General features: G+C 66.7%; 22 protein-coding genes. 15 read left to right on the top strand and 7 right to left on the bottom strand.

The window, feature by feature from the left end; translation table 11 throughout:
- Positions 1-26: 26 nt before the first annotated feature.
- From AC13C7_RS11830 to AC13C7_RS11820, 3 genes are read left to right on the top strand one after another with little or no spacing between them, the layout of a single operon-like run.
- Positions 27-1439, top strand: a complete 1413-nt coding sequence (locus AC13C7_RS11830; protein ID WP_482867595.1) for a YcjX family GTP-binding protein — start codon at positions 27-29, stop codon at positions 1437-1439.
- Positions 1436-2437 (top strand): YcjF family protein, encoded by a 1002-nt coding sequence (locus AC13C7_RS11825; RefSeq protein WP_446169093.1) that lies wholly within the window; start codon positions 1436-1438, stop codon positions 2435-2437. The genes AC13C7_RS11830 and AC13C7_RS11825 overlap by 4 nt, the downstream gene beginning before the upstream one ends.
- Positions 2434-3327 carry a DMT family transporter gene (locus AC13C7_RS11820; protein ID WP_482867594.1) on the top strand — a complete coding sequence of 298 codons (894 nt, stop codon included), beginning with the start codon at positions 2434-2436 and terminating at the stop codon, positions 3325-3327. The genes AC13C7_RS11825 and AC13C7_RS11820 overlap by 4 nt, the downstream gene beginning before the upstream one ends.
- Here the strand turns inward: AC13C7_RS11820 and AC13C7_RS11815 are convergent.
- On the bottom strand, positions 3287-4489 hold the full coding sequence (locus AC13C7_RS11815) for an FAD-dependent oxidoreductase (RefSeq protein ID WP_482867593.1): 1203 nt from the start codon (positions 4487-4489) through the stop codon (positions 3287-3289). The two genes, AC13C7_RS11820 and AC13C7_RS11815, sit on opposite strands and share 41 nt — an antisense overlap.
- 197 nt (positions 4490-4686) lie before the next feature.
- Between AC13C7_RS11815 and AC13C7_RS11810 the strand changes: the two genes are divergently transcribed.
- From AC13C7_RS11810 to AC13C7_RS11785, 6 genes are all read left to right on the top strand, one after another.
- Entirely contained in the window at positions 4687-5400 is a 714-nt protein-coding gene (locus AC13C7_RS11810; RefSeq protein WP_482867592.1) for a VIT1/CCC1 transporter family protein, read from the top strand.
- A gap of 247 nt (positions 5401-5647) precedes the next feature.
- A complete protein-coding gene (ileS, locus tag AC13C7_RS11805) occupies positions 5648-8647 on the top strand; it encodes an isoleucine--tRNA ligase (protein ID WP_482867591.1) in 3000 nt (999 codons plus the stop codon).
- 162 nt (positions 8648-8809) lie between these two features.
- A complete protein-coding gene (locus AC13C7_RS11800; protein WP_482867590.1) occupies positions 8810-9787 on the top strand; it encodes a hypothetical protein in 978 nt (325 codons plus the stop codon).
- A 72-nt stretch (positions 9788-9859) separates the two neighbouring features.
- Positions 9860-10255, top strand: a complete 396-nt coding sequence (locus AC13C7_RS11795) for a nuclear transport factor 2 family protein (protein ID WP_482867589.1) — start codon at positions 9860-9862, stop codon at positions 10253-10255.
- Between the two features lie 95 nt (positions 10256-10350).
- On the top strand, positions 10351-11217 hold the full coding sequence (gene yghU / locus AC13C7_RS11790) for a glutathione-dependent disulfide-bond oxidoreductase (RefSeq protein WP_482867588.1): 867 nt from the start codon (positions 10351-10353) through the stop codon (positions 11215-11217).
- Entirely contained in the window at positions 11214-11669 is a 456-nt protein-coding gene (locus tag AC13C7_RS11785; RefSeq protein ID WP_482867587.1) for a methylated-DNA--[protein]-cysteine S-methyltransferase, read from the top strand. The genes yghU and AC13C7_RS11785 overlap by 4 nt, the downstream gene beginning before the upstream one ends.
- Before the next feature lie 45 nt (positions 11670-11714).
- On the opposite strand, the gene ygfZ is transcribed toward AC13C7_RS11785, so the two are convergent.
- The gene (ygfZ, locus tag AC13C7_RS11780) at positions 11715-12473 is read right to left on the bottom strand and encodes a CAF17-like 4Fe-4S cluster assembly/insertion protein YgfZ (RefSeq protein ID WP_482867586.1); all 759 of its coding nucleotides are present in this window, start codon (positions 12471-12473) and stop codon (positions 11715-11717) included.
- Positions 12474-12600: 127 nt separating this feature from the next.
- Between ygfZ and AC13C7_RS11775 the strand changes: the two genes are divergently transcribed.
- The gene (locus tag AC13C7_RS11775) at positions 12601-13791 is read left to right on the top strand and encodes a pyridoxal-phosphate-dependent aminotransferase family protein (protein WP_482867585.1); all 1191 of its coding nucleotides are present in this window, start codon (positions 12601-12603) and stop codon (positions 13789-13791) included.
- Between the two features lie 9 nt (positions 13792-13800).
- On the opposite strand, the gene AC13C7_RS11770 is transcribed toward AC13C7_RS11775, so the two are convergent.
- Positions 13801-14907 carry a pyridoxal phosphate-dependent aminotransferase gene (locus tag AC13C7_RS11770; RefSeq protein WP_482867584.1) on the bottom strand — a complete coding sequence of 369 codons (1107 nt, stop codon included), beginning with the start codon at positions 14905-14907 and terminating at the stop codon, positions 13801-13803.
- 258 nt (positions 14908-15165) lie between these two features.
- On the opposite strand from AC13C7_RS11770, the gene AC13C7_RS11765 reads away from it, so the two are divergent.
- Entirely contained in the window at positions 15166-15933 is a 768-nt protein-coding gene (locus tag AC13C7_RS11765; protein ID WP_482867583.1) for a CPBP family intramembrane glutamic endopeptidase, read from the top strand.
- 83 nt (positions 15934-16016) lie between these two features.
- Here the strand turns inward: AC13C7_RS11765 and AC13C7_RS11760 are convergent, their stop codons facing one another.
- On the bottom strand, positions 16017-16487 hold the full coding sequence (locus tag AC13C7_RS11760; protein WP_482867582.1) for a macro domain-containing protein: 471 nt from the start codon (positions 16485-16487) through the stop codon (positions 16017-16019).
- Complete coding sequence (locus tag AC13C7_RS11755; RefSeq protein WP_482867581.1) at positions 16487-19609, bottom strand: valine--tRNA ligase; 3123 nt, start codon at positions 19607-19609, stop codon at positions 16487-16489. Before AC13C7_RS11755 ends, AC13C7_RS11760 begins: the two co-directional genes overlap by 1 nt.
- A gap of 184 nt (positions 19610-19793) precedes the next feature.
- On the opposite strand from AC13C7_RS11755, the gene AC13C7_RS11750 reads away from it, so the two are divergent.
- Positions 19794-20867, top strand: coding sequence for a DUF2235 domain-containing protein (locus AC13C7_RS11750; protein ID WP_446120800.1), 1074 nt, complete (start codon positions 19794-19796; stop codon positions 20865-20867).
- 137 nt (positions 20868-21004) lie between these two features.
- On the opposite strand, the gene hrpB is transcribed toward AC13C7_RS11750, so the two are convergent.
- Positions 21005-23458 (bottom strand): ATP-dependent helicase HrpB, encoded by a 2454-nt coding sequence (gene hrpB, locus AC13C7_RS11745; protein WP_482867580.1) that lies wholly within the window; start codon positions 23456-23458, stop codon positions 21005-21007.
- Between the two features lie 24 nt (positions 23459-23482).
- Complete coding sequence (locus AC13C7_RS11740) at positions 23483-24100, bottom strand: hypothetical protein (protein ID WP_482867579.1); 618 nt, start codon at positions 24098-24100, stop codon at positions 23483-23485.
- A gap of 157 nt (positions 24101-24257) precedes the next feature.
- Here AC13C7_RS11740 and meaB point away from each other — a divergent pair, with 157 nt between their 5' ends.
- From meaB to AC13C7_RS11725, 3 genes are all read left to right on the top strand, one after another.
- Positions 24258-25253, top strand: coding sequence for a methylmalonyl Co-A mutase-associated GTPase MeaB (gene meaB / locus AC13C7_RS11735; RefSeq protein WP_482867578.1), 996 nt, complete (start codon positions 24258-24260; stop codon positions 25251-25253).
- A 253-nt stretch (positions 25254-25506) separates the two neighbouring features.
- Complete coding sequence (locus AC13C7_RS11730; RefSeq protein ID WP_172320772.1) at positions 25507-25713, top strand: cold-shock protein; 207 nt, start codon at positions 25507-25509, stop codon at positions 25711-25713.
- Positions 25714-25984: 271 nt separating this feature from the next.
- Positions 25985-26860 carry a lysophospholipid acyltransferase family protein gene (locus AC13C7_RS11725; protein WP_482867577.1) on the top strand — a complete coding sequence of 292 codons (876 nt, stop codon included), beginning with the start codon at positions 25985-25987 and terminating at the stop codon, positions 26858-26860.
- Positions 26861-26878 lie beyond the last annotated feature (18 nt).

Raw genomic sequence — 26878 nt, 5'->3', positions numbered from 1 at the left:
GGAACGGATGGAAAAGGACGTGTGGCGTGGTGATTGGGGCGATCTCCGACAGGATTGGCCGTGGCGTGGAGAGCGTGACCTCCTCGGTGTCGGAGACATTCTTCGAGCCGGTGGTCCGGCTTGGCGTCACCGGCCTCAGCCGCGCGGGCAAGACCGTGTTCATCACCTCGCTGGTGGCGAACCTGCTCGACCGGGGCCGGATGCCCGCGTTGCAGGCCGCCAGTTCGGGGCGCATCCAGTCGGTCTTCCTGCAACCGCAGCCCGACGATACCGTCGCCCGGTTCGATTATGAGAACCACCTGGCCGCACTGACGGGCCGCGAACCGCATTGGCCCGAAAGCACGCGCACCGTGTCGGAGCTGCGGCTGTCGATGCGGGTGCGCCCGTCTGGCCTGCTCTCGGGTCTGTCCGGCCTGCGCACCGTGCATCTCGATATCGTGGATTACCCCGGCGAATGGCTGCTGGATCTGCCGCTGATGGGCCAGAGCTACGAGGAATGGAGTGCGACCAGCCTCGCGCGGGCCGAAGCGCGGCGGGAAGGCGAGGCGTTCATCGCCGCGGTTCGCGATGTCGACGGGGCCGCGCCGCTGGAGGAACCGCAGGCGCAGGCCCTCGCCGCACGATTTTCGGCCTATCTTCGCGACGCGCGCGAGGCGGGCTATTCCGATTGCACGCCGGGCCGGTTCCTGTTGCCGGGAGAGCTGGAGGGCAGCCCCGTCCTGACCTTCGTGCCCCTGCCGCAGGGTGACGCCCGGCGCGGCAGCCTGCGCCGGGAAATGGCGCGCCGGTTCGAGGCCTACAAGGCGCAGGTGGTCAAACCCTTCTTCCGCGATCACTTTGCCCGGATCGACCGTCAGGTGGTGCTGGTCGACGCGCTTGGCGCGATCCATTCGGGCCCCCGCGCGGTCGAGGATCTGCGCGGCGCGATGGTCGAGATCCTCAAGGCGTTCCGGCCTGGCCGCAACTCGTTCCTGACCGCGCTGATGGGACGGCGGGTCGAGAAGATCCTCTTCGCCGCGACCAAGGCCGACCACCTGCACCACACGCAGCACCCGCGCCTGACCGCGATCATGGAGGCGCTGTTGCGCGACGCCCGCGACCGCGCCGATTATGCGGGAGCCACGACCGAGGCCATGGCCATCGCCGCCTTGCGCGCCACGGTCGAGGAAACGCGCGAGCATGGCGGGCGCGATCTGGACCTCGTGCGCGGGCGGCTGCTGGAGACCGGCAAAGAGGCCGCGTTTCACCCCGGCACCCTGCCCGAAGACCCCAATCACCTTCTGTCGCCCGCCCGTGCCGGTGAGGCGAATTGGCTGGACGAGGATTACCGGGTGATGCGCTTCGCGCCCGCGCGCCTGTCGCTGAAACGCGGCGAAGGTCCGCCGCATATAAGGCTGGATCGCGCCGCCGAGTTTCTTTTGGGGGATAAACTGCGATGACTGACCGCAAGGGCCCCGTGCTGATCGAACTGGACGACACCCCCGGTGCCACCCCCGACACCGCGCCGCCCGTGCCGGATATGGATATGCCCGCGCCCTCGGGGCAGGCGATGCAGACCATGGCGGCGCTGGCCACGCGGCGCGGCTCGCGGATCGGGCGGCTTTTCTGGGGGGCGCTGTTGGCGCTGGTGACCTTCGTGGTCTCGCTGGCGGCGTGGAATTTCGTCACCGGATTGCTGGCCGCGAACCCTGTACTTGGCTGGATCGCCACGGTCCTGATCGGGCTCGTCCTGCTGGCCCTCCTCATTATCGCGCTGCGCGAGGCCGCGTCGTTCTTCCGGCTCGGCAAGCTCGACGATCTGCGCCAGCGCTCCGAACATGCGCTGGCGGCGGGTGATCTGGCGGCGGCGCGCGGGGTGACGGAGGATCTGCGTGCGCTCTATGCGAACCGGCCCGAGCTGCGCCTGGGGCGCGAGGCGTTCGAGAGCCGCAAGGGCGATGTGTTCGACGCCGACGGGCTCCTGCATCTGGCTGAAACCCAGATGCTGGCCCCGCTCGATGCCGCAGCACAGGCGCAGGTCGAGGCCGCCGCGCGGCAGGTCGCCATGGTCACGGCACTGGTCCCCATCGCGCTGGCCGATGTGTTCACCGCGCTGACCGCCAACCTGCGCATGATCCGCCGCATCGCGGAAATATACGGTGGGCGGGCCGGGACGCTCGGGGCCTGGCGGCTGACGCGGGCGGTGCTGACCCATCTGGTGGCGACCGGCGCGGTGGCCGTGGGCGATGACCTCATAGGCTCCATCGCGGGGGGGTCGCTGCTGTCCAAGGTTTCGCGCCGGTTTGGCGAGGGCGTGGTGAACGGCGCGCTGACCGCCCGTGTCGGCGTCGCCGCGATGGAGGTCTGCCGCCCGTTGCCCTTCCATCGCGGCACCCGGCCTTCGGTCACGCGGATCGGGCGGCGCGCGCTCAGCGGCCTCTTTGGATCGGGAACATGACCGGCGACCGCCCGGTTCTGGGTATCGTTCTCATGCTCGGGTTCTGCGTGTTGGCGCCCCTGGGCGATTCCATCGCCAAGCTGCTCGGTGGCACCATCCCGCTGCTGCAACTCTTGCTGGTGCGCTTTGCCGTTCAGGGCCTGATCCTGCTGCCCTATGCCGCCGTCATGCGCACGCCGATGCGGATGAGCCCCCGCGTGCTGCGGCTGACCCTGGTGCGCACCGTGCTGCACATCATCGGGATCGCGGCGATGTTCACCTCGCTGCGCTTCCTCGAACTGGCCGATGCCATCGCGATTGCCTTCGTGATGCCCTTCATCATGCTGCTTCTGGGCCATTTCGTCTTGGGCGAGGAGGTCGGCGCGCGCCGGTTCCAGGCCTGTATCGTGGGCTTCATCGGCACGCTTCTGGTGATCCAGCCCAGTTTCGCCGAGGTGGGCTGGCCCGCGCTCTTGCCGTTGACGGTGGCGGTGGTCTTCGCGCTGTTCATGCTGGTCACGCGGCAGGTGGCGAAAGAGGTCGACCCGATCGCGTTGCAGGCGGTCAGCGGGCTGGTGGCGACGCCGCTCCTGCTGCTGTTCCTGGCTGTCCCCGGTGATTACACGCCGCTCAGCCTGGTCTGGCCCTCGGGGGCCGAGGCGGCGCTGCTGCTAGCCATCGGGGTTCTCGGCACGCTCGGGCACCTCCTGATGACCTGGAGCCTGCGCTTTGCCCCCTCGGCCACGGTTGCGCCGATGCAGTATCTCGAGATTCCCATGGCCACGCTGATCGGCTGGCTGATCTTCCGCGACCTGCCGGACGGGCTGGCGGCGATTGGCATCACGCTGACGGTGGCGGCGGGGCTCTACATCATCCTGCGCGAACGCAGGCTTTCCCGCGTCGCGGTGTAAGCGCGGGCATCGGCGGCACAAGGTCGCCGCAGACCAGCCGTGTCAGAACCCGCGTGATCGGCCACATACCCGCCATCGGGGCCAGGACCCGGTCGCGCAGCACCGGCAACACGCGGCTGTCGGACTGGTATTGCGGGGTGAAGGCGGCCGACATGGTCTGATAGGCCCGCACATGCCAGCGCCGTGCGCCCGCATAGAGGCGCAGCGCCTCGTCCCCCCGCGCCTGCCTGAGTGCCAGTTGCAACGCGCGCGCATCCAGCAGCGCCATGTTCGCCCCTTGCCCCAGTTGCGGACTGGCCCGATGCGCCGCGTCCCCGATATGGGCGATGCCGCTGTCCCAGGGCCTGCGCAATGTGCCGTGGCTGTAGCTGGCGAAGGTGAAGGCGGCGTGACCCTCGATCCAGCCCAGGTAAGGGCCGAACGCGGGCCAGAGGTCCGTTGCCGCCTTGCGCCAGTCCTCGAAATCCTGATCCAGCCAGTCGGGATGATGCGCCACCGGCAGGGAATAGAAGATCGCGGCCAGCGGCTGGCCGGGGTTCGAGGGCATCGACCCCACCGGCAGCACGCCCAACATCCGGTCGGCGCGGCGGTAGCGCTGGCTGAGATGATCCTTGGGCAGGCGGCTGTCCTCGGGCCAGGGCACGGTGGCCCAGACCGCTCCGTAGGGCAGGGCGCGGGCCGTCAGAGGCGATAGCGGCGAGCCTGCCCCGCAGGCATCGACAATGAGGTCGAACGGTCCCTCGCGCCCGGCCCCGAAATGCAGGTATCGCCCGTCGCGCCCGGTGGCGCGGTGTTCGGGCGTGATCTCCACCCCCGCCCGGATCGCGGCGCGGTGGATCGCATCAAAAAGGGCCGCGCGGTGGATGCCAAGGCCCTGGCGCTCCGGGGTTTGGCCATAGCGCACGTCGAGGACGCGGCGGCCGGATGTGGCTTCGTTCCCCGCCATCCGGTCTAGGCGCTGGCCGAGATCGCGGGTCATCCGCCCGGCCCCCATCGCGTCCAGCACCGCCATGCCGACGGGTTGCACGACCAGACCAGAGCCCACGGGCGCGGGCCGTGCGAACTGATCGAAGAGGGTCACGCGATGCCCGTCCGCGGCCAGAAGCGCCGCCGCTGACAGGCCCCCGATCCCGGCCCCGGCTATGCCGATTTGCAATGTCATTTCCGCAGGTTAGTGCAGGACTGCGCCGCCGGGTATCGGAAAACGCACGCCGGACACTCTTCCGGTCCCTCACGCCCCCCGCCATGTGGGCCAGGCGCGACAGGTTCCGAGGCCGAGCCTTATTGATCCATCGCATTGTCGCTGCGCGGGCCGTTTGACAGACTCCTACCTGATCGAAACAAAACGGCACAAAGACGATGACACTGGAACACGGACACACGCAGGTCGAGGTTGAGGCGCGGATAAGAACCGGCGGCGGGCGCGGCTACCTGCGCGACACGGTCTATGGCGCTATTGACGGTGCGGTAACAACCTTTGCCATCGTCGCCGGTGTCGCGGGGGCGGGCCTTGCCCCCGGCATCATCATCGCGCTTGGCGTCGCTAATGTGTTGGCCGACGGGTTTTCGATGGCAGCGGCCAATTATTCGGGCACCAAGGCCGAGCTTGATGACATGCAGCGCCTGAAGCTCATCGAGGGTCGCCATATCGACCAGGAACCCACCGGCGAGCGCCGCGAGTTGCGCGAGATCTTGCGACTGAAAGGGCTGTCGGGCGACGTATTGGAGGCCGCAACTGATCAGGTCGCGGCCAGCCGGGCGTCCGCGATCCAGATGATGCTGGTCGATGAATACGGTCGTCCCCCCGTCGATCCGCACCCGATGCGTGCCGCCTTGGCGACCTTCGTTGCGTTCCTGCTGGCCGGGCTGATCCCGCTGCTGCCTTTCCTGTTCGGCATGGCCGAGGCGTTCCGCCTCTCGATCATCCTGACGGGGGCGGTCTTTTTCTCCATCGGTGCAGCCAAGAGCGTCTGGTCGCTGTCGCCCTGGTGGCGCTCGGGGGGCGAGACGCTGGCTATTGGCGGGACGGCCGCAGCGATCGCGTATTTTGTCGGCACCTTGTTCAACGTCTGACCGACAATCCCGCTGCGAGGCTGACGTAGACTGAGGTCGAATGGCCCCTGAAACGGTCCAATCGGCGTCTTTACCCCATGCCGAGAGGCCCCTATAACCGCCCCCATGACTTATGCCACTTTGCGCATCATTCAGCGAATTACTGGCCCGGCGCTCTGAAAGATCGAGCCGCCGGGACACAGGTGTTTGAGCCATCGCACCGCCCTGATATACCCCCCATACTCCGATCAAGACAGGACCGCATCCCATGTGCGCCGACACGCCCGAGCCGTCGCTCGACTACAAATCCACGCTGAACCTTCCGAAAACCGATTTCCCGATGCGCGCGGGCCTGCCCAAGCGCGAACCGGACTGGCTGGCCCGGTGGGACAAGTTGGACATCTATGGCCGCCTGCGCGCCAAGGAAGGCCGCACCCCCTTCACGCTGCATGACGGGCCGCCCTACGCCAACGGCCACCTGCATATCGGCCACGCGCTGAACAAGACCATCAAGGACATGATCGTGCGCTCCCATCAGATGATGGGCCATGACGCGCGCTATGTGCCGGGGTGGGACTGCCACGGGCTTCCGATCGAATGGAAGATCGAGGAGCAATACCGCAAGAAGGGCCGCAACAAGGACGAGGTGGATATCGTCGATTTCCGCCAGGAATGCCGCAAGTTCGCCGAAGGCTGGGTCGATATCCAGCGCGACGAGTTCAAGCGCCTCGGCATCACCGGCAACTGGGACGATCCCTACCTGACCATGGCCTATCACGCCGAGGCGGTGATCGCCGAGGAGTTCCAGAAATTCCTGATGAACGGTACGCTTTACCAGGGCTCCAAGCCGGTGATGTGGTCGCCGGTCGAGAAAACCGCCCTGGCCGAGGCCGAGGTGGAATATCACGACAAGGAAAGCTTCACCATCTGGGTCAAGTTCAAGGTCACCGATTTCCACATGCCCGACCTGGTCCTGTCCGATGAGGAGGAGACCGACGATGCCCGCGAGGCAGTGACGCAAGCCAAGGCCGACGCCGCGCGCGATTTCAAGGGCGCCTATGTGGTGATCTGGACGACGACACCCTGGACGATCCCCTCCAACAAGGCCGTCGTCTTCGGCGACAGCTTCGATTACGGGCTCTACGAGGTCACCGACGCGCGCGAGGAATGTTGGGCCGCCAAGGGCGACCGCTTCATCCTGGCCGACAAGCTGGCTGCGGATGTGATGGCCAAGGCGCGGCTGGAGCCCGGCCAATACCGCCGCCTGCGCAACGTGACACCCGCGCAGTTGTCCGGCATGACGCTGCATCACCCGCTTGCCGGGGCCGAGGGGGCGAACGGTGAATGGGATCAGCCCCGCGATTTCCGCGCCGCCGATTTCGTGACCGATGAGGAAGGCACCGGCTTCGTGCATTGCGCGCCGAGCCACGGGATGGAGGAATATGAACTCTATCGCGGTTTGGGCATGCTGCCCCAGGTGATCACCTATAACGTGATGGACGATGGCGGCTTCCGCGCCGATCTGCCCTTCTTCGGCGGCACCTATATCCTCAACCGCAAGGGCGGCGAGGGCGACGCCAACACCGCCGTGATCGACAAGCTTGCCTCCGTCGGCGGCCTGCTGGCGCGCGGCAAGATCAAGCACAGCTATCCGCACTCGTGGCGCTCCAAGGCCCCCGTGATCTACCGCAACACCGCCCAATGGTTCGCCGCCGTGGACAAGCCCGTCGGCGACGGTCAGGACGATCACGGGCTGACGATCCGCGAACGCGCGCTGACCTCCATCGACAAGCTCGTGAAATGGACGCCGCAGACGGGGCGCAACCGGCTCTACTCGATGATCGAGCAGCGCCCTGACTGGGTGCTCAGCCGCCAACGCGCCTGGGGCGTGCCGCTGACCTGCTTCACCCGGAAAGGCGCGCTGCCGACGGATGAGATATTCCTGCTGCGGGACGCCGTGGTGAATGCGCGCATCGTGCGGGCCTTCGAGGAAGAGGGTGCGGATTGCTGGTATCAGGACGGGGCCAAGGACCGGTTCCTCTCGGGCATCGTCGATCCTGAAGATTACGATCAGGTCTTCGACATCCTCGATGTGTGGTTCGATTCAGGCTCCACACATGCCTTCGTGCTGCGCGACCGCGAGGACGGCACCGAGGACGGTATCGCCGATGTCTACATGGAAGGCACCGACCAGCATCGCGGCTGGTTCCACTCCTCGCTCTTGCAAGCCTGCGGAACGATGGGCCGCGCGCCTTACCGCAACGTGGTCACGCACGGGTTCACGCTGGACGAGAAGGGCATGAAGATGTCCAAGTCGCTCGGCAACACCATCGTGCCCGAGAAGGTGGTGCAGCAATACGGGGCCGATATCCTGCGGCTCTGGGTGGCGCAGGCCGATTACACCAACGATCAGCGTATCGGGCCGGAGATCCTGAAAGGCACCGCCGACAGCTATCGCCGGTTGCGCAACACGATGCGGTTCATGTTGGGCAGCCTCGCCGATTTCAGCGAGGCCGACCGGGTCGAGCCCGCGGATATGCCGGAACTGGAGCGGTGGGTGCTGCACCGGCTGGCGGAACTGGATCACGTGGTGCAGGACGGCTATCGCCGGTTCGACTTCCAGGGCGTGTTCCAGGCGGTTTTCGCCTTCGCCACCGGCGATCTTTCCGCCTTCTATTTCGACATCCGCAAGGACGCGCTCTATTGCGACGGCGACACCGACCGCCGCCGCGCCGCGCGCACCGTGCTGGACCTGATCTTCCACCGGCTGACGACCTGGCTGGCGCCGGTGCTGGTCTTTACCATGGAGGAGGTCTGGCTGGAGCGTTTCCCCGGCGATGACAGCTCGGTCCACCTGGTCGATTTCCCCGTCACGCCTGCCGATTGGCGCGACGAGGGGCTGGCTGCGAAATGGGCGCGTGTGCGCCGCGCCCGCCGCGTGGTGACGGCGGCCCTGGAGGTGCAGCGCCGCGACAAGGTGATCGGTGCCTCGCTGGAGGCCGCGCCCACGGTCCATGTGCGCGATGCGGAGGTGCTGGCGGCGCTGAAAACGGTGAACTTCGCCGATATCGCCATCACCTCGGGCGTGACGCTGACCGGCGATCCCCTGCCCGGTGAGGCGTTCCGCCTGCCCGAAGTGGAGGGCGTCGGCGTTGTCTTCGAGAGGGCGGAGGGCGAGAAATGCCAGCGCTGCTGGAAGATTTTGCCCGATGTGGGACGCCACGATCACCCCGGCGTCTGCGGGCGCTGCGACGCGGCGCTTGGCTGACGTCGAAAGCCGCTGACAAGACAGTCTGACAAGACCCGCGCCGGATCACATTCCCGGCGCGGGTCTTGTCAATTCTTTGAACGCTGACGGTTCTGTCGCCGACCCACAGGCATCAATTCGTTTCCCGGATTGCCTGCCATTGGTCACGAAAGGATCCCCGCCATGCCCGCCGATCTGTCTCTCCGCCTCGACAAGCGTTCGCCCGTCATCAGTTACCCGCCCCGGATCGGGCCGCTCGACCCGGCCTGGCGGGACGCCGCCACATTCGTCCGCGTCACGCCCGAACCGGTGATCGACGGCGACGAGGTCGGGCTGCGTTACCGGTTCCAGTTGCCCGGCAACGTGCTGAACGCGGTTCGCAACTATTCGGAGGAGATGATCGCGGCTGCCGAACGCGCCATCGGTAGCGCCGCGACCGGCAACATTCCCAACGTGGTGCGCGTGCTGCTCAATGACACCAAGTCGCTCACGCGCGATAAATCCTTCACCATCGGTTACAAATTCGTTGCCGACCCGACCCCGGCCAAGGGGATCGAGCGCCTCGGCGTCAAGCGCATCCTCGATCTGGCACATGACACCAAGGAGGCCGACGCAAGCTACAGGGTCTTCACCGAGGTCGATACAACCCGCTTGCCAGCCTTGCGCGGTTCAATTCCCAAAACCGACGACGCCAGCCAGTTCAGCAGGCCCGATTTCCTGCGACTGTCCGGTGACGGACGTCCTGTCGAGATCATCGAAGAGGTCTCGGTCAAGATCGAGCTTGCGGGCATTGCCGACCACGCCTTCGACCATGTGCAGCAGGCCGCCGATGCGATCCGTGACTTCTTTGCCAACGAATCCGACGAAACCTCGCGCCTGGCGCGGGCGCTGGTGTTGTTGAACGGCCTCAAGGACACCCTGGTCGATTTCTTCAAGGACAAGGAAGCCTCCGTCGTCCTCAATTCCTACATCATCCAGCTCAGGACCGTCAGCGAGGAGGACGCCGCAAAGCTACGCGCCGCGCTGGAGGCCGCGATTACCGCGCTGGAGGGGGCCGCGCTCGGTCTCGATGGGGCCTATGAGGCAATGGGCTACGAGTTCGAGAACCCCTTGTACGCGCATGCCGATGACCTGCGTGACCTGGTGCAGCGCCTCGACTAAGGCACCGCGCCGGGACTCGACACGCGCCAAGATCGCGGGCACGGTGTCAGTCTCTGCCCGAAAGGAACATCCATGCCAGTCACACCCGACGCCGTCGCACGCATGGCGAAGGATTACACCGCCGCCTGGAATTCCGGCTCTGCCGATGCCGTCGCGTCCTTCTACGCGCCCGATGTTGAGATCGTTATCAATCGTGGCGACCCCTGGTCGGGGCGCGACAGGGTGCGCGACATGGCGGCAGGCTTCTTTGCCGATGTCCCCGACCTGAGCCTGACCTGCGACGATCTCAGGGTTTCGGGCACCCATGCGATTTTTGTCTGGAGCTTTACGGGCCATGACGCATCCAGCGGGCGGCCCCTGAATGTGCGCGGATGGGAAGAATGGGAGATCGGCGAGGACCTCAAGGTTGCGGCCTCGCGCGGATGGTTCGATGCCGACGATTATGCGCGCCAGGCGTCAGCTGCGTGACCTTGTGCGCATTTGCAGGGGCGATTGTGCCCTTGGCGCCGGACTGAGTCCGTATATCTTTGGGTGAATGACTGCACTCCAACAGGAAGCACCCTATGACCGATAGCTACACGCCCCCCAGGGTCTGGACCTGGGACAAGGAAAACGGCGGGGCCTTCGCCTCGACCAACCGGCCCATCGCCGGGCCGACCCATGAAAAGGCGCTGCCGGTCGGCAAGCATCCGTTCCAGCTCTATTCCCTGGCGACGCCCAACGGGGTCAAGGTCAATGTCCTGTTCGAGGAGTTGCTGGCCGCGGGCCACGCGGGGGCCGAATACGACGCCTGGCTCATTCGCATCGGCGATGGCGATCAGTTCGGGTCGGGCTTCACCGAGGTGAACCCCAATTCCAAGATCCCGGCGCTGATGGACCGTTCGGGGCCGACCCCGGTGCGTGTCTTCGAATCCGGCGCGATCCTGCTGCACCTGGCCGAGAAATTCGACGCCTTCCTGGGCGCGCCCGAGGATCGGCCCGAGATGCTGTCCTGGCTCTTTTGGCAGATGGGCAGCGCGCCTTACCTGGGCGGCGGCTTCGGCCATTTCTACGCCTATGCGCCCGAGCCGATGGAATACCCGATCAACCGCTTCGCGATGGAGGCCAAGCGCCAGCTTGACGTGCTGGACCGTCACCTTGCCGAGCGGGAGTGGATGGCCGGCGACAGCTACACGATTGCCGACATGGCGATCTGGGCCTGGTATGGAAACCTCGCCCTGGGCCGGGCCTATGACGCCGCCGAGTTCCTCGATGTCGCCAGCTACAGGAACGTCGTGAAATGGGCCGAGAAGATCGACGCGCGGCCTGCCGTGAAACGCGGGCGGATGGTCAACAAGACCTCGGGCGATCCGGCGACGCAGCTGCATGAACGCCATGATGCGTCCGATTTCGAGACGCAGACGCAGGACAAGATCGGCCCCGACGCATGATGCGGGCCGGGGTCTCGACTCCGGTCGGGACCCTGATCCTGTCGGCACGGGACGGGGCGATCACGGCGGTTGAGTGGCGCCAGCCGTTGCACGACGATCCCGCGCCGATTTTCGATCAGGCGCGGGCCGAGTTGACGGAATATTTCGCGGGCGCGCGACGGCGTTTCTCCGTTCCGCTGGCCCCCGGTGGCAGCCGGTTTCAGCAGGAATTCTACGCAGCCCTCACGGAAATCCCCCATGGCGAGACCCGCAGCTATGGCGATCTGGCGCAGCGGCTTGGCGTCTCCGCTCAGGCGATCGGGCAGGCGTGCGGGGCCAATCCGATCCCGGTCTTCATCCCCTGTCACCGAGTGTTGGCGGCAAACGGCCTTGGCGGCTATTCCGGCGCGGGCGGGATCGAGACAAAGGTGGCGCTGCTCAGGCTGGAAGGGGCGGCATCGCTTCTGATCTGACCCGCGCGGACCGAGTTCTTTCAAAAGAACTCGTGAAATCCTGTGTCAGGATTTCGCCCCCTCCGGCCAGCGGATCGCAGCCTCACCCGCCGTCAACGCCCCTTTCGCCCGGTCAAAGCGCAGATAGGCCAGCGCCTTGCCCCCCGATTGCGTGAACAGTCTGCCCGCCGGTTTCTCACCCGCGAGAATCTCGGTTCCGACCGGCGCCGTGCCCTCGATCTCGACCTGCGCCAGCCCCTTGCGCAATTCCGTCTTGTGCTTCATCCGCGCGGTCACTTCCTGGCCCACATAGCAGCCCTTGCGATGATCGACGCCGTTCAGCCGGTCGAACCCCATTTCCAGGATATAGCTGTCATCGGGGATCAGCTCGACACCCGCCTCGGGGATGACATGCGCCACGCGCAGCGCGTCCCAATCCGTCACCTGACGCTCGCCCGCGATCCCATAGGCGCGCCAGCCAAGCCCCGCATCGCGCGGATCCGGGTGGCTGCCCTCCGGTCCGTCCTCGCGCCCGCGCGTGACCTCCAGGTCCGTCTCCTCGATCCGCACATCGGCGCGCAGGCGGTACATCGCCAGCCGCTGTGCCAGCGCGGGGGCCAGATCGTCCTTCACGTCGATCAGGATATCCTCGCCCCGGTCCAGCAGGAAGAAATCGGCCAGGTACTTGCCCTGCGGCGACAGCAGCGCGGAATAGACCAGCGCGCCGGGCCTCGCGTCATTCGTCACCAGCCCTTGCAGGAAATCGCCGCGCTCTGACCCCGTCAGGCGCAATACGGTCCGGTCGGCTGCGGTTTCGGCGGTCATGGCGGGCGTCCTCCTTCGGTATCCTGCCCCATATATGCGTGTCTCTCCCCAACGGCCAGAGGGTCCCCGATTGACCATCCCCGACCGCCACGATACCGATTTCACAACCCGTCAGAAAGGACCCGCCATGAGCCTCGCCAATGGCCGCGAATATCTTGCCATCCCCGGCCCCTCGGTGGTGCCCGACCGGGTGCTGCGTGCGATGCACCGGGCCGCGCCGAACATCTATATCGGTGAGTTGGTCGAGATGACGCATGGCATCGTCCGCGACCTGCGCCGTGTCGCCCGGACAAGCCATGACGTGGCGATGTATATCTGCAATGGCCACGGCACCTGGGAGGCGTCCCTCAGCAACACCATGTCACGCGGCGACAAGGTCCTCGTCCTGGATACCGGGCAGTTCGGCCGGGGCTGGGGCGCGACGGCGCAGGGTCTGGGGATCGAGGTCGAGATGTTGCCCGGTGACAGCCGCAAGCCCGTCGACCTGGCCCGCCTGACCGAGGCGCTGCGCGCCGACAGGGACCACCGGATCAAGGGCGTGCTGGCGGTGCATGTCGAGACCTCCTCCTCCGGGCGCAGCGACATTGCCGGGGTGCGCCGCGCGCTGGACGACGCGGGCCATCCGGCGCTGCTGTTCTCGGACAATATCGCCAGCCTGGCGGTGGACGAATTCCACATGGATGATTGGGGCGTCGATGTGATGGTCTCGGCCAGCCAGAAGGGGCTGATGGTGCCGCCGGGCATGGGCTTCGTCTTCTTCTCGCCCCGCGCGGCGCGCGCGAGAGAGACCGCCGACCTGGCCACGCCCTATTGGGATTGGCGCCTGCGTGCCCGGCCCGAGATGTTCTACCAGCATTTCGGCGGCACCGCGCCGACGCATCACCTCTACGGGCTTCGCGAAGCGCTCGACATGATCCTGGACGAGGAGGGGCTGGAGGCCGTCTGGACGCGCCACGCCGCGCTGGCGCGCACCATCTGGGCCGCGGTCGAGGCCTGGGGGCAGGGCAGTGACGTGGCGCTCAACATGACCGACCTGGCGGCGCGGTCGCATTCCGTGACCACGATCCGCATGGGCGAGGGGCAGGGCGACCGGTTGCGCGCCTGGCTGGAGGCGGAAACCGGCGTGACCCTCGGCAAGCCGCTCGGCGCGGAAATGCCAGAGGCGAGCGGTATTTTCCGCATCGGCCACATGGGCCACGTGAACGCGCATATGGTGATGGGCGTGCTTGGCGCGATGCAGGCCGGGATGATCGCGCTGGATATCCCGCACGGGGCCGGGGGTCTGGACGCGGCGGCGGCTGTGGTGGCGGCGGGGTGACCAGCGGGATCAGCCGCGCGCGTCCGCAAGCGCGCCGGGCAGCGCCCCGGCAAAGGCCGCAAGGTCGGCCTCGGTCCCGCAGGAAACCCGGATGCAGCGGTCCTGCGGGGCTGTGAAGGGCATCCGCACGAAAATGTCGCGCGCCCCAAGACCCGCCACGACCTTGCGCGCGAAATCGCCGTCATGGCCGCAATCCATGGCGACGAAATTCGTGGCCGAGGGCAGGGGCGTCAGCCCGTTGTCGCGGGCGATTCGGGCGATGGTCTCGCGCGCCGCGCCGATCCGGGCGACCGTGTCGCGCAGGTGCTCCTGATCCTGAACGGCGGCGAGGGCCGCGGCCTGCCCCAGGCGCCCGACGCCGAAATGGTTGCGGATCCGGTCGAACCCGGCGATCAGCGCGCTGGAGCCAATCGCATAGCCCAACCGCATCCCCGCCAGCCCGTAGGCCTTGGAGAAGGTCCGCATCCGGATCACGCGCGGGGTGTCCGGCGCGAGCGGCGGGATCACGCCCTCGGGCGCGGTGTCTGAATAAGCCTCGTCCAGCACCAGCAGGCAGCCCTCGGGCACCGCGGCGATCATGCGCTCGATCACGTCGGCCCCGTGCCAGCTTCCCATCGGGTTGTCGGGGTTCGAGATATAGACCAGCTTGGCCCCGGTCTCCCGCGCCTTGGCGATCAGCGCCTCGGGGTCTTCATGGTCGCCCTTGAACGGCACCTTGTGCAGAACGCCGCCAAAGCCCGCGACATGGTAGTTGAAGGTAGGATAGGCCCCTTGCGAGGTCACCACCGCGTCGCCTTCGGCCACCAGCAGGCGCACGAGGTTGCCAAGCAGCCCGTCAATGCCCTCGCCAACAAGGATATGCTCCATCGCGATGCCGTGATGGGTGGCCAGCGCGTGGCGCAATTCATGCGAGGCGGAATCGCCGTATTTCCATGCCTCACGCGCTGCCTCGGCCATGGCGGCGATGGCGCGCGGCGAGGGGCCGAAGACGCTTTCATTCGCGCCGAGCCGGGCGGCGAACGGCCTGCCTCGCTCCCGTTCCTGCGTTTCTGGTCCGACAAAGGGAACCGAGGCAGGCAGGCGGGCGACAAGCGGGGTGTAGTTGGGGTTGGACATGGGGGGAATGAATGCGCGGTTGGGGCGGGTTTCGCAAGGGGGAGGGTGGGTGGTTGGTTGGGACGGGCACGCATCGTGCGAGGTCACTCACCTTTGCGGTCTCCACTTCCTACTGCGCAAATCGGGGGATTTGATCGACATCATGTCTCGGTGAACGCGACGAGTCTATTGTCGGCCATCAGCTTAGATACAAGGCTAGGTCCAATGAGAGAGCCCACAGAGCCCCGCTCGCATCATGCGATCCCGTCTTCCGCCATAATGGCCTTTGTCGGTCTGACCTTCACCATCACCTGGGGATTGATCGGGGTTTATGTGCTCCGACCTGATTGGGCCGCAACCACGTTCGGCCAGATCAGCGGCACTCACCCGTTTTTCTTTCTGGCCACTTGGGCACCGGCGATTTCAGCCTTTGTACTGATCCTCTATTTCGCAGGCCTGCGCGGGCTGAGGGCTTTCCTCTCACGACTTCTCATATGGCGCTGCGCACCCGGATGGGTAGCATTTGTCGCCGTCGGCATCCCGTTGGTCTACATAGCAGGCTCGATCCTGAAGGGCGGGCCGGTTCTGGCACCAATGCCACCCGAGGGCATTGGCCCCATGATTGCGCTGCTCTTCATGATGCTCTTTCTTGGCCCGATCGAGGAGTTCGGCTGGCGTGGCGTCGCGCAACCCATTCTCCAACGTTACATGGCCCCGGTCTGGGCAGGGGTGCTCATCGGCACGGTCTGGGGCATCTGGCACCTCCCGGCGTTCTTCCTGTCGGGGACGGTCTTCGGCGACTGGAATTTCCTGCCGTTCCTCGTCGGCAACATCACATTGGCGATTTTGGTGACGCAGATCTTCAACCGCGCCAAGGGCAGCCTGCAATGGCCAATGCTGTTCCATTGGCAGTTGATCAACCCGTTCTGGCCGGACGCGCAACCTTATGACACGTTGATATTGGTGGCTGTTGCGGGCTGCGTCGTATGGTGGAACCGGGACACCATGTTCAAGCGCGCGGGGGCCGTGACACGGCTCATCCCCTGACGAGGACGGACGGAGCTGCAACGAACAGATGGTGCGACATCATTTTTGGGCTGTAGAGTGCGCTTCTGCGTACCTTCCCACCGTCACGGCAGATCGTAAACCGTCACGTCCACGCCCGCCTCGACCAGGCATTTTTCGATCAGCGGCTCGATCTTCTCCCATGACCCGCCTGCCAGCCCTGCCCCGATGCGCGGCATGTGAACGCTGGCGCCTTGATCGGCGGCGCGCTTCGCCACCTCGCAGAGGCCCGCCTCAATGGCCTCGTAGCGGATCGGCGGCACCGGTCCCTGGGGACGGATGCCGTGCTGGCCGATGATGTTGGCGACGCAGAGACCGTCCTCCACCTCGACCACCTGCACCGCACCAAGCGCGAAGCCCTCGCCGCTGGCGTACCAGTCGCGATAGGCCTGCTCGGGCGCGGACCATTTTTCCGAGAGCGCAATGACAAAGCCCTTCCCCCAGGCGCCCTCATCGTTGCAGACATGCGCGATGATGGCGGGGCGGGGCTCCGGCGCGGTGGCATCGCCTTTGGTATAGGTCAGCGAGCCCGCCATCAGGCGACCTCTTCCAGCCGCGCCAATGCGGCCCTGATCTTGGCCTCTTCCTCTTCGCGCGCGTCGAGGTTGGCTTGGGTTTCCTCGACCACTTCCGGCGGGGCGCTTTCGGCGAATTTCGGGTTGTTCAGCCGCCCGCGCAGGCCCCCCAACTCCTTCGCCAGCTTGCCCAACACCTTCTCAAGCCGCGCCTTTTCCTCGGCCACGTCGATGAGGTCGGCGATCGGCAATCCGAAGACCCCGCCCGCGACCGCGATGGTGACGGCCCCCTTGGGCAGGGCATCGACGCGGCTGACACCTTCCACGCGGGCAATCCGCAGGATCATCGCTTCGTTGCGGTCCCAGGCGGCCTGGCCCTTCGCGTCCAGTTCCGCCTGCAACAGCGGCACCTTCAGACCGGCGGGCACGTGCATCTGCGCGCGGACCGAGCGGATTTCGTCAATCAGCGAAATCACCCAGTTCATCTCGGCATCGGCCTCGGCGTCGATCAGTTCCGCGCCGTATTCCGGCCAGTCCCGATGCACCAGCAGGGTGTCGCGCGCGGCGATCTCGCCCCACAGTTCCTCGGTGATGAAGGGCATGACGGGGTGCAGCAGGATCAGGCACTGGTCGATCACCCAGGCCATGGTGGCGCGGGTCTCGGCAATCACCGCTTCGTCACCGCTTGCGAAGAGCGGCTTGGCAAATTCCAGATACCAGTCGCAGACCTTGCCCCAGACCAGCGCATAGAGCCCGTTTGCCGCGTCGTTGAAGCGGTAGGCGGCCAGCGCCTCGTCATGTGCAATGCGCCCTCGTGCGATTTCACCCACGATCCAGCGGTTGACGGTCTGGGTCACGCTGGCGGGGTCGAACCCGTCCACCGGCTTGCAGTCGTTCATCTCGGCAAAGCGCGCGGCATTCCAGAGCTTGGTGCCGAAGTTGCGGTAGCCCTTGATCTTGTCGACGCTCAGTTTCAGCACGCCGCCAAGCGCCGCCATGGACGCATTGGTAAAGCGCAAGGCATCGGCGCCGAACTCATCCACGATCTCCAGCGGGTCGATCACGTTGCCTGTGGTCTTCGACATCTTCTTGCCCTTCTCGTCGCGGACAAGCTGGTGCAGGTAGACGGTGTGGAACGGGTTCTGCTGCGTCACGGCCTGGGACATCATCATCATCCGGGCGACCCAGAAAAAGAGGATATCCTGCCCGGTGATCAGCACATCGGTGGGGAAGTATTTCTTCGTGCTCTCGTCCCAATTGGGCCAGCCAAGCGTGCCGAAGGGCCAGAGCCCGGAGGAAAACCAGGTGTCCAGCACGTCGGGATCACGCCAGACGGGATAAAGCAGTTCTGTCGGGTCTTCCGTCACCTCGTAGCGCGCATAGCTATGCGCCAGCATCTCCTCGGCGGCGCCCCGGTCGGCCACTTCCGTGATGCGGGCGTGGTTGAGCGGCGTGGGCAGCGACGCGATGCGATCCTTGAAGCGCGGGGTGATGTCTTCCAGCGCAGCGCCACACTCGGCGGCTTCGCCGGCATGGACCATATGTTCGGTCACCAAGAGGCGGCCAAGCTCGACATGGTCCAGCGTGCCGTCGCCCTCGTCATCGGTGAAATCCGGCGCGGACAGGTCGAGACCATACCAGACCGGCACCTGATGCCCCCACCAGAGCTGGCGCGAGATGCACCACGGCTCGATGTTCTCCAGCCAGTGGAAGAACACCTTCTCACCGCTCTCGGGCATGATGGTGACGTCGCCCTTTCGCACCGCGTCCAGCGCCGGGCCGACGATCTTGGCGGTATCGACGAACCACTGGTCGGTCAGCATCGGCTCAATCACAACCTTGGACCGGTCGCCGAAGGGCTGCATGATCTTCTTGGATTCGACGTAAGGGAGGGTTTCGGTGATCTCCTCGCCGGTTTCCTTGTCCTTGCGCGTCACCTCATGCGTGACCGCCAGCCCCTCGCCGGTGATCTGCGCGACAACCAGTTTGCGCGCCTCGAACCGGTCCAGCCCGCGCAAGTCATCGGGCACGAGGTTCAGCGTATCGACCTCGGTGCCGGTGAAGTCGGCCCCGTTCGCGATCTCCTGCGCGCGCTCCGCCGCCTCGGCATAGGGCGCGCCATCGGCCCGCATCGCGCCCTTCGTATCCATCAGGCGATACATCGGGATGCCGCCGCGCTTGGCCACTTCATAATCGTTGAAATCATGCGCGCCGGTGATCTTCACCGCGCCCGAGCCGAAATCGGGGTCCGGATACTCATCGGTGATGATCGGGATCAGGCGGCGATGTTCCTTTGGCCCGACGGGGATCTCGCAAAGCTGCCCCACGATGGGGGCATAGCGCGCGTCCGAGGGATGCACCGCGACCGCGCCGTCGCCCAACATGGTCTCGGGCCGGGTCGTGGCGATGGAGATATAGTCGCGCGTCTCGCGCAGGGTCTCAACGCCATCCTCGTCGGTCTCGACATATTCATAGGTGGCTCCGCCCGCGAGCGGGTATTTGAAGTGCCACATATGGCCGTCGACCTCGGTGTTTTCGACCTCCAAGTCGGAAATCGCGGTCTCGAAATGCGGATCCCAGTTCACGAGGCGTTTGCCGCGATAGATCAGGCCCTTTTCGTACATATCGACGAAGACCTTGATCACGGCATCATGGAAATCGGGGCTGTTCTCATGGCCCGTGCGCGGGTCGCCCTGCGCGCCCGCCATGGTGAAGGCGTTGCGGTCCCAGTCGCAGGAGCATCCCAGGCGCTTCAACTGCTCGACGATGGTGCCGCCATATTTGCCCTTCCATTCCCAGACCTTCTCCAGGAACCTCTCGCGCCCCATCTCGCGGCGGCTTTCATTGCCTTCCGCCGCCAGCATCTTCTCGACCTGCAATTGCGTGGCGATACCCGCATGGTCCTGCCCCGGCTGCCACAGCGTGTCGAAGCCGCGCATCCGGTGCCAGCGCACGAGGATATCCTGCAACGTGTTGTTGAAGGCGTGGCCGACATGCAGCGCGCCGGTCACGTTGGGCGGCGGGATCATGATGGTGAAGGTCTCGGGCCGCGATGCATTCGCCCCCGCCGCGAAGGCCCCTGCCTCGTCCCATTTCGCCGTGATCCGCGCTTCGGCCTCGGCCGCGTCAAAGCTCTTTTCCATCGCCCGCATATCCTGTTTCCACTGTCGGACGTGACTTAACGGCTTCGCGGCCAAAGGCCAAGACTGCGCGCGCCCCGGTTGCGGCGATTTGCGCCCTCTGGACAGCGGCGGCGCGGTTGCTACCAATAGGGTCAAGGTGGGGGCAGCGGATAAATGCACGCGGTTGAACACGATAGGCGGCGTCATGGCCGCTAGGGGCGGGTTCCTGACCCGGTTGCGCGGCTTTCGCAGCCGGCCTGAGCCGCGGCTTGCCGACACCCGCGCCGCCCGCACCCATGTCGTGCTGCTCGACGGCACCATGTCGAGCCTCAAGCGCGGTTACGAGACCAATATCGGCCTGACCTACCGCCTTCTGTCCGAGGTCGGTCCCGCCGCCAACCTGATGGTCTATTACGAGCCCGGCATCCAGTGGCGCGGGCTCAAACGATCTGTCGAGGTCATCGCGGGCATCGGCATCAACCGCCAGATCAAGCGCAGCTACCTGTTCCTGGCGCGCAATTACCGCCCCGGCGACAGGATCTTCCTGATGGGGTATTCGCGCGGGGCGTTTGCGGTGCGCAGCCTGGCGGGGCTCATTGACAAGCTCGGCCTGATGCGGCCCGCGCAGATCACCGAAGAAACCATGGCGCGGCTCTATGACCTCTATGAGCGCGAACCGGATGGGGCCTCGGCCCGCGCCTTCCGCGAGACGCGTTGCCATCCGCGCGTCGAGATCACCATGGTGGGCGTCTATGATTGCGTGCGGGCGCTTGGTGTACGCTGGCCGGTGCTATGGCGGCTCGCGCCGCAGGCGCATGAGTTCCACAATCACAGGCTCGGGCCCGCCACACAAAAGGGCAGTCACGCGCTGGCACTGGAGGAGACGCGAGATGCTTACGCGCCGCTTTTGTGGGATGTTCCGCCCGAGCGCGAGGGCGATATCGTGCAGATGTGGTTTCGCGGCACGCATGGCGATGTCGGCGGCAATCTCGGTGACTGGCACGCGGCGCGGCCGCTGTCGAATATCCCGCTGGTCTGGATGCTGGAACGCGCCGAGGCGGCGGGGCTGGTGCTGCCGCCGCATTGGCGCGGTCGCTACCTGACCGATCCGGGCGTGCCCTCGGCGGGCAATCTGCGCGGGTGGGGCTTGCTCTTTCCGCTGCGCCACCGCCGCAAACCGGGCCGCGATCCCTCCGAGAGGGTGCATCCCACCGCCGCTGCCCTGCTGCGCGGCTGGGGCTATGCGGTCGATGCAGAAGGGCGGATCGGGCCACAATAGGGGTGTCGCCGCGCTGGCGCGCGTCGATCCGCCGGGGCTCTGCCGTCGTCATTGTCGCTCGGACCAATGGCGCAACAATGACGACCCCGAGGTTTTTCTGGCAAAATGAAAGGAGATGCAGACAGACTTGACCCGGGTTACCCCTTGCGCGGCTTGGCTCTCAGTGTCGGATCGGCGCTTGCCGGGTCTTCCGGCCAGGGATGCTTGGGATATTGCGCGCGCATGTCCTTGCGCATGTCGGCATAGGAGCCCGCCCAGAAGCCCGGCAGGTCCAGCGTCACCTGGACGGGACGGCTGGCGGGGGACAGCAGCACCATGCGAATGGGCAGGCGCTCGGGCCCGATCACCGGGTGTTTCGTGGTGCCGAAGACCTCTTGCACGCGGCACGAGATCTCCGGTTGGTCGCCGCTGTAATCGACCGGCACCCGGCGGCCCATCGGGGTGGTCCAGTGGGCGGGGGCCAGCCGGTCGACGTCCTGCATACGGTCCCAGGTCAGGCTGGCACGAAGCGCGTCCGCGGGGTCGAAGCGGCGCAGGTCGGCGGCGCTGGTGCAGCCCGTCAGGTAGGGCGCAAGCCAGTCCTCCGCGCGCGCCAGCAGGCCCGCCTCCGACATGTCCGCAACGCCGGAATAGGCAATGCGCGCCCGCAACAGGCGCGCCGCTTTCGTCCAGTTCAGTGCCTCCAGCCCGAGCGCGCGCAGCCCCTCCAGCAGCGCGCCGGTCACGGCCTCTTCTGGCGGGCCTTTCCACGCCTTGTCCTGCAAGACCAGCGCGCCGAACACCTCTTGCTCGCGCGCCATCACCCGGCCTTCGCGCCGTGACCAGTGGCACACCCTGCGCGCCGCGATCTGGCCGCCATAGAGCCCGCGCAATTCCGCCTCGTTCAGCGCCACCGCCTGCCGGATACGCGCCTCGCGCGGGTCGCCGTCCAGATCGGTCGCCACGATCAGACGTTGCCCGGCCAGCGCGTCGCCATCGGGCATCACCGCGCCCTTGCCTCCGGAGAGGACGTAGCGCGGGGCGCTCCCCTTGCGGCGCAGCCCGATCCGGTCGGGATAGGCAAGTGCGGCCTGTTCCCCCAGGCTGCGCGCGGGGCCCTTGGCAAACCGCGCCAGCCGTTTCGCCTCGGCCCTGATCCGGGCGACCGCGCCCGGATCGGCGTTCAGTGCCTTCGGGTCATCCAATGCCCGCAGCCGCAGCCCCAGATCGGTGCCCTGTCCGCGCAGGGGATCACGCTCGGCCAGGATCGCGGCCAGCCGTTCCGCCCCCTTGCCGCCAAGCGCCAGCATATGCGCGAGGCGCGGATGCAGCGGGATGCGGGCCAGTTGGCCCCCATGCGGCGTAATCCGCCCCTCACCGTCCAGCGCCTCCAACCCGCGCAACAGCGCCTGCGCCTCGGCCAATGCGCCTTCGGGCGGCGGCGTGAGGAAGGCCAGCCCCGCGCCGTCGCCCGCGCCCCATTCGGCCAGGTCCAGCGCCAGCCCCGCCAGGTCCGTCGCCTCGATCTCGGCGGGCGGAAAGGCGGGCAGGGCGCCCTCGGCCCCCCTGGTCCAGTTGCGATAGCAGACCCCCGGCGCCACGCGGCCGGCGCGGCCCCGGCGCTGGTCGGCCTCGGCGCGCGAGACAGCTTCTGTCACCAGCCGCGCCATGCCCGAGGAGGGATCGAACCGCGCCCGGCGCGCCCGCCCGCCATCGACCACGGCGCGGATATCGGGGATGGTCAGCGAGGTTTCGGCAATCGCCGTTGCCAGCACCAGCTTGCGTTTCGCGGGGTCGGGCCTGAGCGCCGCGCGCTGTGCCGCCAATGGCATCGCGCCGAAGAGCTGATGCAGGGCGATGCTGTCGGGCAGGTCGCCAAGCAGCCCCGCCACCCGCCGGATCTCGCCCTCGCCGGGCAGGAAGGCGAGGATACCGCCCTCGGCCTCGGCCAGCGCCGTACGGATCAGTTCCGCCACGCTGGTCTCCAGCCGCTCGCGCGCGGGCGCAGGCCGGTCGCGCCAACGGGTCTCGACCGGAAAGCTCTGCCCGTGCGAGGTGATCACCGGCGCGTCGTCCAACAGCGCCGCGACCGGCCCCGCATCCAGTGTTGCCGACATCACCAGCAGCACCAGATCCTCGCGCAGGGCGCCGCGCACTTCCCAGGTCAGGGCCAGCCCTAGATCGGCGTTCAAGGACCGTTCGTGAAACTCGTCGAAGATCACCGCGCCGATGCCCGGTAACTCGGGGTCGCCTTGCAGCATCCGGGTCAGGATGCCCTCGGTCACCACCTCGATCCTCGTCTCCGGCCCGGTCTTGCTGTCGCCCCGCACGCGGTAACCCACGGTCTGCCCGACCGCTTCGCCAAGCGTTTCCGCCATGCGTTCGGCGGCGGCGCGGGTGGCCAGCCGTCGCGGCTCCAGCATCAGGATGCGTCCCTCGACCTGGTCCAGCATCGCCAGCGGCACCCGCGTGGTCTTGCCCGCCCCCGGCGGGGCCTGCAACACGGCCCGCCCCGCGCGGGACAGCACAGCCATCAGGTCGGGCAGGACGGCATCTATGGGCAGGACAGGGGGCAGGGCGGTCTCATTCGGCTCGGCGGGGGTCGCGCCCATAAGGAGGGGCTCATCCGGCCAAGGTCAAGCGGCCCGCACCGGTCCCTCACCCGCCAGCATCGCGGCGCGCAGGATCAGCCCGAAGGCGACCAGTTCGACGATCTCCTCCCAGACCTCGCTGCGCGGCAGGCCAAGCCCGCCCTTCTCGAACGCCATCGACAGCGCGAAGACCGCGACCGCCGCGCCGATCCGCAGGCTGCTCGGCGAGCGCAGCAGGCGTAGAAAAGCGGCAAGCCGGTCGGGCACCTTGCGCACCCAGATCGTCAGCGCCGCCCCGAGCAATGCCAGCGTCAGCACCGACAGCGCGACCTCGACCCCGGTCACGCCCCGCGGCGGCAGGCCGAGGTTGCGGCCAAAGGTGGTCTCGCGCGCGGCCCCGATCAGCGGCACGCAGATCAGCACCAGGCTATAGGCCAGCGCGGCGGCGGCCCGTGGGGTCTCGATCCGGGCGGCAAGCCGGGCGATCCGGTCGAGGAAGACCCCTGCCGCCAACAGCAGCACCGCGATCTGGAGGTTTTCGAGGGGGCCGTTCTCGGCGGCCAGGGGCAAATCACGACCCTGCCATAGAAGGAAACCGGCGATCATCGCGAAGACGATCAGGAACGGGGTGTCGCGGGTCTCAACTCGGGTCTCGGAACGCACGGGGGAAACATGACTCTTCGGAAACGGTTGCAGGCATAACACCGGAATCGGGCCAAGGTTCCCGCAATCATGGGCACGGCCGCCGCTCTGGACAATTCCGCCCAAGACGACAAGGTTGCGTCCAGACACCGCGCCAAGACGAAAGGACCGCCGCGCCATGCCGGACCCGCGCCTGCCCGCCGATCTGCCCGAGCGTATCCTGAAGGGCGAACGCCGTGCGCTGGCCCGCGCCGTCACGCTGGTCGAAAGCACCCGCGCCGATCACAGGGCGCAGGCGACGACGCTCTTGGAGGCGCTGTCGGGCCATGGGCGGCAGGCGCTGCGCCTTGGCCTCTCCGGCACGCCGGGGGTGGGCAAATCCACCTTCATCGAGGCGTTCGGGATGATGCTGATCGAGGCCGGCCTGCGCGTCGCGGTCCTGGCCGTCGATCCGTCCTCGACCCGGTCGGGCGGCTCTATCCTGGGCGACAAGACCCGGATGGAGAGCCTGTCCCGCGAGAAGAACGCCTTTATCCGGCCCTCGCCCTCGCTCAGCCATTTGGGCGGCGTGTCCCGGCGCACGCGCGAGGCGGTCGCGCTGTGTGAGGCCGCCGATTTCGACGTCATCCTGATCGAGACCGTGGGCGTGGGCCAGTCGGAAACCATGGTCGCCGAGATGTGCGACATCTTCGTGCTGCTGCTGGCGCCCGCGGGCGGGGATGAGTTGCAGGGCGTCAAGCGCGGCATCATGGAGATCGCCGACCTGATCCTGGTCAACAAGGCCGATGGCGACCTGAAATCCACCGCCACCCGCACCTGCGCCGATTACGCGGGCGCGCTGCGCCTGATGCGCAAACGCGCCAATGACCCCGAGGGCTTTCCCAAGGCGCTGGCGGTCTCGGCGGTCGAGGGCGACGGGCTGGCGAGGGCCTGGGACGAGATGCGGGCGCTGGCCGACTGGCGCAAGGCAAACGGCCATTGGGACAAGCGCCGCGCCGAGCAGGCCCGCCACTGGTTCGAGGAGGAGGTGCAGAGCGGCCTCCTGGCGCGGCTCACCTCAGACCCCGACACGCGCGCGCGGATCCGCGATCTGGGGGCAGAGGTCGCCGCCGGGACCACCTCGCCCGATGCGGCGGCGGCGGAGGTTCTGGCCGGTTTGATGCCGCCCGATTGATCACCGTCAGGCCGTTTTTTAGGCACCCTCAAAGGGCAGGGTGACGTGAGGGCAGTCAGGCATGCCGAAATCTGCCGATGCCGCTTCCGAAAATCTCAAATCCCTTGCATTTCAACTGATTCCCTCACATATTTTTGCCTGCGACGTTACCACTATCGACCATACTGCTCCTTTCGGCTCAGTCCCTCGATCTTGCACTGACAGAGCCGACCTGCCGCATACTGCGGGCAGCACTACCTAGGAGAAGACGACGATGGCAACTGGCACCGTCAAATGGTTCAACACCACCAAAGGCTACGGCTTCATCGCACCCGATGGCGGGTCCAAGGATGTGTTCGTGCACATCTCCGCGGTTGAGCGCGCGGGCCTCACCGGTCTGGCCGACAACCAGAAAGTGACCTTCGATATCGAGCCCGGCCGCGACGGCCGCGAAAGCGCGACCAACATCGCGCTGGCGTAGGTCGTTTCGGGTTTCACCAGTGTCTGTGTCGGTTTTCGCGTTCGTCCGCAGCGTGCGAGAGGCGGAGAAATCCGATGCGATTGGTAGCCTGACAACGACCAAGGCTTCGCCCCTTTGGGCAGACCACGGGTGAAGAAACGGGCGTGCCGCATCGGTTCGCCCGTTTCTTGTTGCCGAAGACGCATGTTACGTCCGATCCGGTCCGCGGCCATTCTTGCGGTTCGCGACGTTAATGCTTGGTTCTTCGTGGCAGTGCGTCCATAGACACACCATGCTCACACGTCCGGTCAAATCAGCCTGGCAACATGTCAGGTATCTCCCGCTGTGGTCGGCGCTCGTCTATTCGCGGGGGCGTGCCTTTGAGCGACGCTCGCGTGCGCTCGGCAAGGTGGTCGGCTGGACGATGCGGTGGTTTCCCCCCGCGCGCCGCAGATTCGACCGTGAACTGCTGCGGATCTTTCCCGATATGGCGCGCGACGCGCGGATGACGCTTTGCCGCGACATGGGCCGCAACATGGGCCAGACCCTGTTCGAGATCTATCACGGGGCCGAATTTGCCACCCGCCTGAGCCGGTTCTCCGTCTCCGGTCCCGGTCTGGACGCGCTCGATGCCGCGCGGGCCGCCGGCAAGGGCGCGATCATCGTGTCCGGCCATTTCGGCCAATGGGAGGCGGTGCGTGCCGTCCTGCGGGCGCGGGGGATGGAGACCGGCGCGGTCTACCGCCCGCAAACCAACCGCCATTACCAGCGCCGCCTGTTGGCCGGAATCGAGGCCGGCGGCAGGCCGATCGTCGCCACCGGTTTTGGCGGCACCAAGGAAATGGTCGCCCATCTGCGCGTCGGCGGCGTCATCGCGATCCTGTTGGATGAGAAATACGCCGATGGCCAGCGGCTGCCGTTTCTGGGCCTGGATGCGTTGACATCGGTCTCGGCGGCGCAGCTGGCGCTGAAATACGACCTGCCGATGGTGCCCGCCTATGGCACCCGCAGCGCCGATGGCGCCAGCTTCACGGTCGAATTCGAAGGCCCCATCGCCCATAGCGACCCCACCACGATGACGCGGGCCTTCAATGACAGCCTCTCGGCCCGCATCTTGCAGAGGCCGGATCAATGGTACTGGATGCTGCGCCGCTGGCAAGGCGCGTGACGGCGCGCCCGTTCTTCC

The sequence above is a fragment of the Alterinioella sp. B-7 genome, from assembly GCF_056857775.1.
Note: the sequence above shows the minus strand (reverse complement) of the source record. Positions and strands in the feature narration are given on the sequence as shown.

Bases quoted from the DNA above. Each gene is read 5' to 3' on its own strand.
- AC13C7_RS11775 (WP_482867585.1), top strand. From the start codon at position 12,601: ATGAGCCTCGCCAATGGCCGCGAATATCTTGCCATCCCCGGCCCCTCG.
- AC13C7_RS11765 (WP_482867583.1), top strand. From the start codon at position 15,166: ATGGCCTTTGTCGGTCTGACCTTCACCATCACCTGGGGATTGATCGGG.
- AC13C7_RS11820 (WP_482867594.1), top strand. From the start codon at position 2,434: ATGACCGGCGACCGCCCGGTTCTGGGTATCGTTCTCATGCTCGGGTTC.
- ileS (WP_482867591.1), top strand. From the start codon at position 5,648: ATGTGCGCCGACACGCCCGAGCCGTCGCTCGACTACAAATCCACGCTG.
- AC13C7_RS11800 (WP_482867590.1), top strand. From the start codon at position 8,810: ATGCCCGCCGATCTGTCTCTCCGCCTCGACAAGCGTTCGCCCGTCATC.
- AC13C7_RS11815 (WP_482867593.1), bottom strand. From the start codon at position 4,489: ATGACATTGCAAATCGGCATAGCCGGGGCCGGGATCGGGGGCCTGTCA.
- ygfZ (WP_482867586.1), bottom strand. From the start codon at position 12,473: ATGACCGCCGAAACCGCAGCCGACCGGACCGTATTGCGCCTGACGGGG.
- AC13C7_RS11785 (WP_482867587.1), top strand. From the start codon at position 11,214: ATGATGCGGGCCGGGGTCTCGACTCCGGTCGGGACCCTGATCCTGTCG.
- AC13C7_RS11755 (WP_482867581.1), bottom strand. From the start codon at position 19,609: ATGGAAAAGAGCTTTGACGCGGCCGAGGCCGAAGCGCGGATCACGGCG.
- meaB (WP_482867578.1), top strand. From the start codon at position 24,258: ATGCCGGACCCGCGCCTGCCCGCCGATCTGCCCGAGCGTATCCTGAAG.
- AC13C7_RS11750 (WP_446120800.1), top strand. From the start codon at position 19,794: ATGGCCGCTAGGGGCGGGTTCCTGACCCGGTTGCGCGGCTTTCGCAGC.
- yghU (WP_482867588.1), top strand. From the start codon at position 10,351: ATGACCGATAGCTACACGCCCCCCAGGGTCTGGACCTGGGACAAGGAA.
- AC13C7_RS11825 (WP_446169093.1), top strand. From the start codon at position 1,436: ATGACTGACCGCAAGGGCCCCGTGCTGATCGAACTGGACGACACCCCC.
- AC13C7_RS11770 (WP_482867584.1), bottom strand. From the start codon at position 14,907: ATGTCCAACCCCAACTACACCCCGCTTGTCGCCCGCCTGCCTGCCTCG.
- AC13C7_RS11795 (WP_482867589.1), top strand. From the start codon at position 9,860: ATGCCAGTCACACCCGACGCCGTCGCACGCATGGCGAAGGATTACACC.
- AC13C7_RS11760 (WP_482867582.1), bottom strand. From the start codon at position 16,487: ATGGCGGGCTCGCTGACCTATACCAAAGGCGATGCCACCGCGCCGGAG.
- hrpB (WP_482867580.1), bottom strand. From the start codon at position 23,458: ATGGGCGCGACCCCCGCCGAGCCGAATGAGACCGCCCTGCCCCCTGTC.
- AC13C7_RS11725 (WP_482867577.1), top strand. From the start codon at position 25,985: ATGCTCACACGTCCGGTCAAATCAGCCTGGCAACATGTCAGGTATCTC.
- AC13C7_RS11730 (WP_172320772.1), top strand. From the start codon at position 25,507: ATGGCAACTGGCACCGTCAAATGGTTCAACACCACCAAAGGCTACGGC.
- AC13C7_RS11810 (WP_482867592.1), top strand. From the start codon at position 4,687: ATGACACTGGAACACGGACACACGCAGGTCGAGGTTGAGGCGCGGATA.